This is a genomic window from Bradyrhizobium sp. CSA112 (genome assembly GCF_029051645.1).
Lineage (GTDB): Bacteria > Pseudomonadota > Alphaproteobacteria > Rhizobiales > Xanthobacteraceae > Bradyrhizobium.
The window spans coordinates 86,177-97,112 of record NZ_JAACFS010000029.1; the positions used below are offsets into that span (position 1 = coordinate 86,177).

The following is a 10,936-nucleotide window of genomic DNA, read 5'->3' on the forward strand; positions in this document are numbered from 1 at the left end:
GGCCGCAACTCCCGCGCGTCAATTTGACGACTTCAATAGAACGCATGATTGCCGGGTGCGACGATCGGCCCTACAAAACCCGGCATGAACTTCCCGACATCGAAGGCGAGCGCAGCGGCATCCCTTGCCACGGGCAATGAACCGGCGGCCAAACCAGGCAAGCCGGCCGGCGGACCCGAGTTCAGCGCGCTCGCGCAGGCCTCGATCCTGATCGTCGATGACGAGCCCGGGATGCGCAATTTTCTCGTGCGTACGCTGGGGCCGCGCTGCAAGCACGTGGAGGAGGCGGCCGATACCGACGAGGCCTCGCGCATGCTCGATAAGAGCCGGTTCGATGTCGTCATCCTCGACAATATCATGCCGGGCAAGAATGGTGTCGACTGGCTGGCAGAGCAGCGCGCTGTCGGCTTCTTCGCCGACGCCATCCTCATTACGGCCTATGCCGATCTCGACACCGCAATTCAGGCGCTGCGCGCCGGCGCGGTTGATTTCGTGCTGAAACCGTTCCGCTCGAATCAGATCCTCAACGCGGTGGCGCGCTGTCTCGACCGCGTCCGGCTGCAGCGCGAGAATTATGTGCTGCGCTATGCGCTGCGGGCATCATCGGACCGTACGTTCCTGCGCGACAATCTGATCGGGGAGTCGCCGGCGGCCCGTACTGTGCGTGATACCATTGCCCGCGTCGCCCGCCTGCCGACCTCGATCCTGCTCACCGGCGAATCCGGCACCGGCAAGGAAGTCGCGGCGCGCTCGATTCACTCCCTGTCCGACCGCGCCGACAAGCCCTTCGTGCCGGTGAACTGTGCGGCGATTCCGCCCGAGATGATCGAGGCCGAGTTGTTCGGCCACATCAAGGGCGCCTTCACCGGCGCAGACAGCGGGCGCGAGGGCCTGTTCCTCCATGCGCATGGCGGGACGCTGTTCCTGGACGAAATCGGCGAACTGCCGCTGGCGATGCAGAGCAAGTTGCTCCGCGTTCTGGAGGATCGCCGTGTCCGTCCCGTCGGCGCCGAGCGCGAGGTGCCGGTCGACCTTCGCTTCATCTTTGCGACCAATGCCGACCTGCAGAAGGAAGTCGAGAAGGGACGTTTTCGCGCCGACCTGTATTATCGCCTCAACGTCATGCAGATTCATCTGCCGCTGCTGAAGGACCGCGGCGACGACGTGCAGGAGCTTGCCACGATCTTCATGAACAAGCTCTCGATCCAGCTCGGCATGCCGCCGGTTCCGATCGATAGCGCAGTGCGGGCCGCGCTCGCGAGCTACGACTGGCCCGGCAACGTGCGCGAGTTGCGCAACTTGATCGAGCGCACGTTGATCCTCGGCGCGTTCCCGGACGATTTCGCCGGGCCGCGGAACGATACGCAGGCCGCCACCGCCGACAGTCTGGCGGATATGGAGCGCCGGCACATTCTTTCGGTGCTGAAGGAGACCGGCGGCAGCCGCGAGGAGGCGGCGCGGCGGCTCGGGATCTCGCGCAAGACCATCGATCGCAAACTCGCGTTATGGAATGGGTGACCGGGCAGGCAGCATCGAGGGGCCGGTGCGCGGGCGGTCCGTCCGCTTTCGGCTGCTCGCGATTGCGCTGCTGCCCATGCTCGTCATCCTGCCGCTCCTGCTCGGCGTGGCCATCTATCGCTGGAACGCAAGATTCGACGCCACGCTGATTTCGAAGGTGAACGGCGATCTCACCATCGCCCACCAATATCTTGCCCGCATTCTGGAAAAAACCGGTGTCCAGGTCCGCGGGCTGAGCCTCTCGTTTCGCTTCCGGGAGGTGGAAGAGCAGGAAACGCTATCCGCCGTGGCGGACTTGCTCGAACAGTCCCGCAAGGAGATAGGCCTCGACTTTCTCTATCTAATCGACGCCGGCGGAAAGGTCATCGCCTCGTCACCCGCGCTTAAGGGAGCGCCAAGGGCCGACTGGCCGATCATCACTTCGGTATTGTCAGGCGAATCCCCGTCGACGGGCATCGACATCTTCACCAATGACGAACTTGCGGCGATTTCGCCTGTTCTTGCCGACCGCGCGCGTCTCGATCTGGTGCCGACGCCGAACGCAGTGCCGACCGATCGCAGCACGGAAACCAGCGGCATGGTTGTGCATGCGGCTAGCCGCGCAACGGCTCCTGGAGGAGGGCCGGCTGCGCTCGTCGGCGGAATATTGCTCAACCAGAATCTCGAATTCATCGATACGATCAACGACCTCGTCTATCGCGAGGCGAGCCTCCCGGAGGGTAGCCAGGGAACGGCGACGCTGTTCCTCGACGACGTGCGGATTTCGACCAACGTCCGCCTGTTCGAAGGGCGGCGCGCGCTGGGAACGCGGGTGTCGGCGGCGGTGCGCTCGGCGGTGATGGGCGAGGGGCGGACCTGGCTGGACCGCGCCTTCGTCGTCAACGACTGGTACATCTCGGCTTACGAGCCGCTCGTTGATACCTATGGCAAGCGTGTCGGCATGCTCTATGTCGGATTTCTGCAGAAGCCGTTCAACGATGCGAAGCTCGAGACGCTCTTGATCATCGCACTCGCGTTCATCGCGATCACGGCAGCAACCGTGCCGATCTTCCTGCGCTGGGCGCAATCGATCTTCATGCCGCTCGAACGCGTTACGGTGACAATCGGCGAAGTCGAGAGCGGTAATCTGTCCGCGCGCACCAAATTGCCGGCGTCGGGCGACGAGATCGGCCGTGTGGCGATTCACCTGGATACCCTGCTCGATCAGATTCAGGAGCGCGACCGCCAGTTGCGCGAGTGGAACGAGGAGTTGAACACGCGGGTACGCGAGCGAACACGCGATCTTGAACTCGCCAATCTGAAGCTTGAGGCGACCACCAAGCAGCTCATCATGTCGGAAAAGCTTGCCGCGATCGGCGAAATCACCGCCGGCGTAGCGCATGAGATCAACAATCCGATCGCGGTGATGCAGGGCAATCTCGACGTCATCCGCAGCGTGATCGGCGCCGATGCCGAAAAAGCCAAGGTTGAATTCCGTCTGGTCGACGAGCAAATCCATCGTATCAGCCAGATCGTCACCAAGCTTTTGCAGTTTGCGCGCCCGGAAGAGTATGCCGGCTATGTCGAGCGCCATGCGCCCGGAAGCGTCGTGGCGGACTGCCTGCCGCTGGTGCAGCATCTCCTGAACAAGACGGAAATCAGGGTCGTGCGCGAAGACCGGGCAAGCCGCCTGGTCCTGATGAACCGCACCGAGCTGCAGCAGGTCGTGATCAACCTGATCGTCAACGCGATCCATGCCATGCCTGACGGCGGCACCCTGACGCTTCGTTCATGCGACGCCGACCGCGACGGCGTGCCCGGTATCCTGATCGAAGTTGCCGACACCGGAATCGGCATGGACGCAGATGTTGTCGAGAAAGTCTTCGACCCCTTCTTTACGACCAAGCGGCGGGATGGCACCGGCCTTGGCCTGTCGATCAGCCAGACCTTGATCAAGCGCCAGCGCGGCCAGATTACAGTTGAAAGCGAAATCGGCCGGGGAAGCACATTCCGCGTCTGGCTTCCGGAGGCCGACTGACACCGGCTGATCGGACATTTTGTCCGGCATATCAGGACAATTTGTCCTGAGTTGCAGGATGGTCCCCCGCAAGTCATTGATTATTGGCATCGTGCGATTTGGCACACGGATTGCTCACTCCTTTTCAACAACATGAAACGGAGGGACGACAACCAGCGGTACACAGTCGAGTTGAGCTGTCGCCCGCGCAATCATGCCGGCAAAACCTCACCTCAAAAGCATCAGGGTGGATGTTCTCGAATGCGCGTGTCGATTCCGCGCATTCCGGAATCGCATGGAGCAGAAGGATGGGTCTGCTCCACAGCATAGCTGAAGATGACGGATCGAAGACGGTAAAACAAACGCCCAGTTCAAGAGTGGGCCGCAGGGGAAAATAGCGATGACAACAATCAGCAGCGCCGGGAGCATCCCCGGTGCAGGAACGGGATTCCTTGATAAGGAGCGAACAATTGCGACCGCCGGCTTCAATCGCTGGCTGGTGCCGCCGGCGGCGCTTTGCATTCATCTGTGCATCGGCATGGCCTATGGCTTCAGCGTGTTCTGGCTGCCGCTGTCGCGCGCGCTCGGCGTGACCGCGCCGAAGGCATGCCCCGACATGACGCTGGTGCAGGAACTGTTCACCACCACCTGCGACTGGAAAGTCGCCAGCATGGGCTGGATGTACACGCTGTTTTTCGTGCTGCTCGGCGTTTCCGCCGCGATCTGGGGCGGCTGGCTGGAGCGCGTCGGGCCGCGCAAGGCGGGTTTTGTGTCTGCGCTGTGCTGGTGCGGCGGTCTGGTGCTCGGTGCGATCGGCATCATCACCCATCAATTGTGGCTGTTGTGGCTCGGCTCCGGCGTCATCGGCGGCATCGGTCTCGGGCTGGGCTACATCTCGCCGGTGTCGACGCTGGTGAAATGGTTTCCGGATCGCCGCGGCATGGCAACCGGCATGGCCATCATGGGCTTCGGCGGTGGCGCCATGATCGGCGCGCCGCTGGCGAACCTGTTGATGAACTATTTCAAGTCGCCGACTTCGGTCGGCGCCTGGGAAACCTTCATCGCGATGGGCGCCATCTACTTCGTGTTCATGATGATCGGCGCCTTCCGCTATCGCATTCCGCCCGCGGGCTGGCGGCCTGAAGGCTGGACGCCGCCGACCAAAGCCAATGCGATGATTTCGCAGAACCACGTTCATCTGAAGGACGCGCACAAGACGCCGCAGTTCTGGCTGATCTGGTGGGTGCTCTGCCTCAACGTGTCGGCGGGCATCGGCGTGATCGGCATGGCTTCGCCGATGCTGCAGGAAATCTTCGCGGGCAAACTGATCGGATTGCCTGACGTCGGCTTCAACCAGCTCGACGCGGCGCAAAAGGCGACCATTGCGGGCATCGCGGCCGGCTTCGCCGGACTGCTCTCGCTGTTCAACATCGGCGGCCGCTTCTTCTGGGCGTCGCTGTCGGACAAGATGGGCCGCAAGAATACCTATTACACGTTCTTCATCCTGGGCATCGTGCTTTACGCACTGGCGCCGACATTCGCGGCGATGGGTTCGAAGCTGCTGTTCGTGCTCGGCTTCGGCATCATCCTTTCGATGTATGGCGGCGGCTTCGCCACCGTGCCGGCCTATCTCGCCGACATGTTCGGCACGCAGTTCGTCGGCGCCATCCATGGCCGTCTGCTGACGGCGTGGTCGACGGCGGGCATCATCGGACCCGTCGTGGTGAACTACATCCGCGAGTTCCAGCTTGCGGCCGGCGTTCCGCGCGACCAACTCTATAACACCACAATGTATATCCTGTGTGCGATGCTGATCGCGGGCCTGATCTGCAACTACCTGATCAAGCCGGTCGATGCGAAGTGGCACATGAGCGAGGCCGAAATCGCCAAGCTGCAGGCGGCGACGGTGAATGCCGGAGCATCGGGACCGTCAGGCTCTTATGGCATCGGCTTCGGCGGGCTCGACGCCAAGGCCGCGCTGTTCTGGGCCTTCGTCGGCATTCCCTTGGCCTGGGGCGTGTGGAAGACGCTGGAAAGCGCCGTCAAGATCCTCTGATGGCGGAGGGCGTCACAGGGACGCAAGCAGCGTCCCTGTGCGTCCAGTTCCGCCGCCAGTCGATACGCGTTCGCAATCGCAGCATGAGACGGCTTTATTGATCTGAGGCGTGTTTCCAGCTCTCATTCGTCGCGACAATATCGGGTGGGCCGAGAGGAATGATCCCGCGGCCTTGCTCCAGTAAATCCTTACCACAGCCGGATAATTCGCTTGGCATCTGGCATGCCACGAACTAGAGTCAGCGTCTGGCAGGCTGTAATGAGACGTTTCAATGAATATGCATGATGTGAAACAGGTCCGCTCGTTCGAACATCCGGGCGCGGGACGGAAGCGGGCCAAGGCGACCCCGAAGGGCCGCCAGGTTGACCCCACCGCCGCCCACGAGATCGAGCTTCTGCTCGGCGACCGGCCGCGGCGCCGCGATCTCCTGATCGAACATCTGCACCTGATCCAGGACAAGTATCACCAGATCTCGGCGGCGCATCTTGCGGCGCTTGCCGACGAGATGAAGCTGTCGTTTGCGGAAGTGTTCGAGACCGCCACCTTCTATGCCCATTTCGACATCGTGAAGGAGGGCGAGCCTGATATCGCGCCGCTGACCATTCGCGTCTGCGATTCGCTCACCTGCGCCATGATGGGCGCGGAAAAGCTGCTAAGTGAATTGCAGGACAGTGCCGGCCCCGGCATTCGCGTGGTGCGCGCGCCCTGCGTCGGCCGCTGCGACACGGCGCCCGCGGCCGAAGTCGGCCATCACTTCGTCGACCATGCCACGGTGACGAACGTGCTCGCCGCCGCCAAGGCCGGCGACACCCATGCGCATCTGCCCAATTATGTCGACTACGACGACTATGTCGCCGGCGGCGGCTACAAGCTGCTGAATCGCCTGCGCTCCGGCGCCATGACCAAAGAAGATCTGTTGAAGTCGCTCGACGACGCCTCGCTGCGCGGGCTCGGCGGCGCCGGCTTTCCGACGGGACGCAAATGGCGCGCGGTGCTCGGTGAGCCCGGTCCGCGGCTGATGGCGATCAATGGTGACGAGGGCGAGCCCGGAACCTTCAAGGATCGCTACTATCTCGAGACCGATCCGCATCGCTTTATCGAGGGCATGCTGATCGGCGCGCACGTCGTCGAGGCGAGCGACGTCTACATCTACATCCGCGACGAATATCCGGCCTCGCGCGAAATCCTCACGCGCGAAATCGCAAAGCTGCCGCCGGGCGGCCCCGTGTTGCACATGCGCCGCGGCGCGGGGGCCTATATCTGCGGCGAGGAATCCTCGCTGCTCGAATCGATCGAGGGCAAGCGCGGCCTGCCCCGGCACAAGCCGCCTTATCCGTTCCAGGTCGGGCTGTTCGGCTTGCCGACGCTGATCAACAATATCGAGACGCTGTGGTGGGTGCGCGACATCGTCGAGAAGGGCGCCGACTGGTGGAAGAGCCACGGCCGCAACGACCGTCACGGCCTGCGCAGCTATTCGGTCTCGGGCCGCGTGAAAGATCCCGGCATGAAGCTGGCGCCGGCCGGCGTCACCGTACGTGAACTGATCGACGAGTTCTGCGGCGGCATGGCTGACGGCCACACCTTCCATGCCTACCTTCCGGGCGGCGCGTCAGGCGGCATCCTGCCGGCGTCGATGGACCACATCCCGCTGGATTTCGGCACGCTGGAAAAATACGGCTGCTTTATCGGCTCCGCCGCCGTCGTCATCATGTCCGAGCGGGACAGCGTGAAGGGCGCGGCGCTGAACCTGATGAAATTCTTCGAGGATGAGAGCTGCGGCCAGTGTACGCCGTGCCGTGTTGGAACCCAGAAGGCGGCGCTTTTGATGCAGCGGCCGGTCTGGAACCGCGAATTGCTCGATCAATTGAGCCAGGCGATGCGCGACGCCTCGATCTGCGGACTCGGCCAGGCCGCCTCGAATCCGCTGACGTCAGTGATTAAATATTTTCCGGAAGAATTCGTGCCGAAAGAGGCTGCGGAATGACCAAGGTTCGATTCGAGCTCGACGGCCAACAGGTCGAGGCCAACGCGGGCGAGACCATCTGGCAGGTCGCCAAGCGGCACCAGAAGGAAATCCCGCATCTGTGCTATTCACCGGAGCCTGACTATCGGCCAGACGGCAATTGCCGCGCCTGCATGGTCGAGATCGAGGGCGAGCGCGTGCTGGCCGCATCCTGCAAGCGGACGCCGAGCGTCGGCATGAAGGTGAAGACCGAGAGCGCCCGCGCGGTCGCGGCGCAGAAGATGGTGATGGAATTGCTGGTCGCCGACCAGCCGGCGCGCGAGACCTCGCACGATCCCGATTCGAAGTTCTGGCACTGGGCCGAGAAGGTCGAGGTGACCGAGAGCCGCTTCCCGGCCGCCGAGCGGTGGCAGAGCGACACCAGCCATCCCGCGATGAGCGTCAATCTCGATGCCTGCATCCAGTGCGGCCTCTGCGTGCGCGCCTGCCGCGAGGTGCAGGTCAACGACGTCATCGGCATGGCCTATCGCAACGCCGGCGCCAAGATCGTGTTCGACTTTGACGATCCGATGGGCGAATCGACCTGCGTCGCCTGCGGGGAATGCGTGCAGGCTTGCCCGACCGGCGCCCTGATGCCCTCGGTGATGCTGGACGAGAACCAGACCCGCGTCACATACGCCGACAAGAAGGTCGACTCGCTCTGCCCGTTCTGCGGCGTCGGCTGCCAGGTTACCTATCAGGTCAAGGACGAGAAGGTCATTTACGCCGAGGGCCGCGATGGCCCGGCCAACCACAACCGCCTCTGCGTCAAGGGTCGCTTTGGATTCGATTACATCCATCACCCGCATCGGCTGACAAAACCGCTGGTGCGGCTGCCGAATGCGAAGAAGGATGCCAACGACCAGGTCGATCCGGCCAATCCCTTCACGCATTTTCGCGAAGCCTCGTGGGAAGAGGCGCTGGATATCGCGGCCAAGGGGCTCGTGAAGATTCGCGACGAGAAGGGCGTCAAGGCGCTCGCCGGCTTCGGCTCGGCCAAGGGCTCCAACGAAGAGGCCTACCTGTTCCAGAAGCTGGTGCGCACCGGCTTCGGCTCCAACAATGTCGACCACTGCACGCGGCTGTGCCACGCCTCGTCAGTGGCGGCGCTGATGGAAGGGCTGAATTCAGGCGCGGTGTCGGCGCCGTTTGCGGCTGCGATGGACGCTGAAGTGATCATCGTGATCGGCGCCAACCCGACCGTGAACCATCCGGTTGCGGCGACCTACCTCAAGAACGCGGCCAAGCGCGGCGCCAAGCTGATTGTGATGGATCCGCGCACGCAGTCGCTGTCGCGCCACGCCTGGAAGCATCTTGCCTTCAAGCCCGGCAGCGACGTCGCGATGCTGAACGCGATGCTCCACACCATCATCACCGAAGGACTGACCGACCAGCAATATATCGCGGGCTATACCGAAGGCTTTGACGAGCTTGCCGAGCGCATCAAGGAATTCCCGCCGGAGAAGATGGAAGCGATCTGCGGCATCCCCGCGGAGACGCTGAAGGAAGTGGCGCGGGTCTATGCGCGCTCGCAGGCCTCGATCATCTTCTGGGGCATGGGTATCAGCCAGCACATCCACGGCACCGACAACGCGCGCTGCCTGATTGCGCTGGCACTGACGACGGGCCAGGTCGGCCGTCCCGGCACCGGCCTGCATCCGCTGCGCGGCCAGAACAACGTGCAGGGCGCCTCCGACGCCGGCCTGATCCCGATGTTCCTGCCGGATTACCAGCCGGTCGGGCGCACCGATCTGCGCGAGCCTTTCGAAAAGCTCTGGCATCAGGATCTCGATCCCGTGCGCGGCCTCACCGTCGTCGAGATCATGAACGCGATCCACGCCGGCGAGATTACGGGCATGTACATCGAGGGTGAAAACCCCGCGATGTCGGACCCCGATCTGCAGCACGCGCGCCACGCGCTGGCCATGCTCGACCATCTGGTGGTGCAGGATCTCTTCGTCACCGAAACCGCGTTCCATGCCGACGTGATCCTGCCGGCCTCGGCATTCGCTGAAAAGAGCGGCACCTTCACCAATACCGATCGCCGCGTGCAGCTCGCGCGCGAGGTGATCCGGCCGCCGGGCGACGCGCGGCAGGATCTCTGGATCATCCAGGAGATCGGCAAGCGTATGGGCCTGCCCTGGAACTACAGCGGACCGGCCGATGTGTTCACCGAAATGACGCAGGTAATGCCGTCGCTGAACAACATCACCTGGGACCGTCTGGTGCGCGAGGGCGCGGTGACTTATCCGGTCGACGACCCGAACAAGCCCGGCAACGAGATCATCTTCACCACGGGTTTCCCGACGGCGAGCGGCCGCGGCAAGATCGTGCCGGCGAAGGTTGTCGCGCCGGACGAATTGCCCGATGCCGAATACCCGATGGTGCTGTCCACGGGGCGCGTGCTCGAGCACTGGCACACCGGTTCGATGACCCGCCGCGCCAGCGTGCTCGACCAGATCGAGCCGGAGGCGGTGGCGTTCATGTCGCCGAAGGACATGCGCAAGCTCGGCGTCTGGCCCGGCGATTTTATCCGCCTGGAAACCCGCCGCGGCGCCGTCGAGGTCAAGGTGCGCTCCGATCGCGACGTGCCGGAGAACATGGTGTTCATGCCGTTCTGCTACGCGGAAGCGGCGGCGAACCTCTTGACCAATCCCGCGCTCGATCCGTTCGGCAAAATCCCCGAATTCAAGTTCTGCGCCGTGCGTGCGGAAAAGGTGGCGCTGCAGTCCGCGGCGGAATGAAGATGGCGCTTCTCGTCATTGCGAGGAGCAAAGCGACGAAGGACCGTAGCCCGGATGGAGCGAAGCGAAATCCGGGGGCCGGTGCCAATGTCGTCCCGGATTACGCTTCGCTTCATCCGGGCTTCTGTAACGGGCCTCGATTAGTCAATCCCTTTTGCGTCATCCGCTCGCCGGGAACCTGCTTCTGTACGGGATCGGCGCAAGGCCGTCGCCTGATGGGGTTCGTGAGAGGAGAGGTCGGCCAATCTACGGAAAGCGTGATCATATCGCTCGATATGTCGACAACCCGGATGTCGGCCTGACCTGATCCATCGTCCCGGCGAAGGGACTTCGCTTCGGGAAGGCTGGTGTCGTGGCCCGCCCGAAAACCTTGTGGTTCCTCCTTAAGCCGTTGCAGCGGTTGCCTTGGCGAGCGGATTGAAGGGCACGCTGTCCTTGAGCATGCGATGCATGATCACGGCGAGCTTGCGCGCCAGCGCAACCTTGGCCTTGCTCATGCCAGCACGCTTGGCGATCCGCATCGCCCAGCTCTTAAGCTGCGAGCACCCCTTGACCGGCTTCGTCAGCATGATGTGAGCGGCCTGGTAGAGCGCCTCGCGTACGGAGGCGTCGCCGATCTT

At 63.2% G+C, this 10,936-nt stretch carries 5 protein-coding genes and 1 pseudogene; 5 read left to right on the plus strand and 1 reads right to left on the minus strand.

What is annotated here, in order from left to right:
• The first annotated feature begins 84 nt into the window (after positions 1-84).
• The 5 genes from GWE18_RS31805 (at position 85) to fdhF (ending at position 10,316) form a co-directional block, all read left to right on the plus strand.
• A complete protein-coding gene (locus GWE18_RS31805) occupies positions 85-1,518 on the plus strand; it encodes a sigma-54 dependent transcriptional regulator (RefSeq protein ID WP_275189651.1) in 1,434 nt (477 codons plus the stop codon).
• Positions 1,511-3,535, plus strand: a complete 2,025-nt coding sequence (locus GWE18_RS31810) for a cache domain-containing protein (protein ID WP_275189652.1) — start codon at positions 1,511-1,513, stop codon at positions 3,533-3,535. Before GWE18_RS31805 ends, GWE18_RS31810 begins: the two co-directional genes overlap by 8 nt.
• Positions 3,536-3,914: 379 nt before the next feature.
• On the plus strand, positions 3,915-5,570 hold the full coding sequence (locus tag GWE18_RS31815; protein ID WP_275189653.1) for an OFA family MFS transporter: 1,656 nt from the start codon (positions 3,915-3,917) through the stop codon (positions 5,568-5,570).
• A 271-nt stretch (positions 5,571-5,841) separates the two neighbouring features.
• A complete protein-coding gene (locus tag GWE18_RS31820) occupies positions 5,842-7,554 on the plus strand; it encodes an NADH-ubiquinone oxidoreductase-F iron-sulfur binding region domain-containing protein (RefSeq protein WP_275189654.1) in 1,713 nt (570 codons plus the stop codon).
• The gene (gene fdhF, locus GWE18_RS31825) at positions 7,551-10,316 is read left to right on the plus strand and encodes a formate dehydrogenase subunit alpha (protein ID WP_275189655.1); all 2,766 of its coding nucleotides are present in this window, start codon (positions 7,551-7,553) and stop codon (positions 10,314-10,316) included. The genes GWE18_RS31820 and fdhF overlap by 4 nt, the downstream gene beginning before the upstream one ends.
• A 383-nt stretch (positions 10,317-10,699) precedes the next feature.
• On the opposite strand, the pseudogene GWE18_RS31830 reads toward fdhF, so the two are convergent.
• Positions 10,700-10,936, minus strand: a pseudogene (locus tag GWE18_RS31830) (IS110 family transposase); the annotation flags it as partial.

What these genes read in the sequence shown, in the direction of transcription:
- GWE18_RS31810 (WP_275189652.1), top strand. Translation starts at nt 1,511, where the DNA reads ATGGGTGACCGGGCAGGCAGCATCGAGGGGCCGGTGCGCGGGCGGTCC.
- fdhF (WP_275189655.1), top strand. Translation starts at nt 7,551, where the DNA reads ATGACCAAGGTTCGATTCGAGCTCGACGGCCAACAGGTCGAGGCCAAC.
- GWE18_RS31805 (WP_275189651.1), top strand. Translation starts at nt 85, where the DNA reads ATGAACTTCCCGACATCGAAGGCGAGCGCAGCGGCATCCCTTGCCACG.
- GWE18_RS31820 (WP_275189654.1), top strand. Translation starts at nt 5,842, where the DNA reads ATGAATATGCATGATGTGAAACAGGTCCGCTCGTTCGAACATCCGGGC.
- GWE18_RS31815 (WP_275189653.1), top strand. Translation starts at nt 3,915, where the DNA reads ATGACAACAATCAGCAGCGCCGGGAGCATCCCCGGTGCAGGAACGGGA.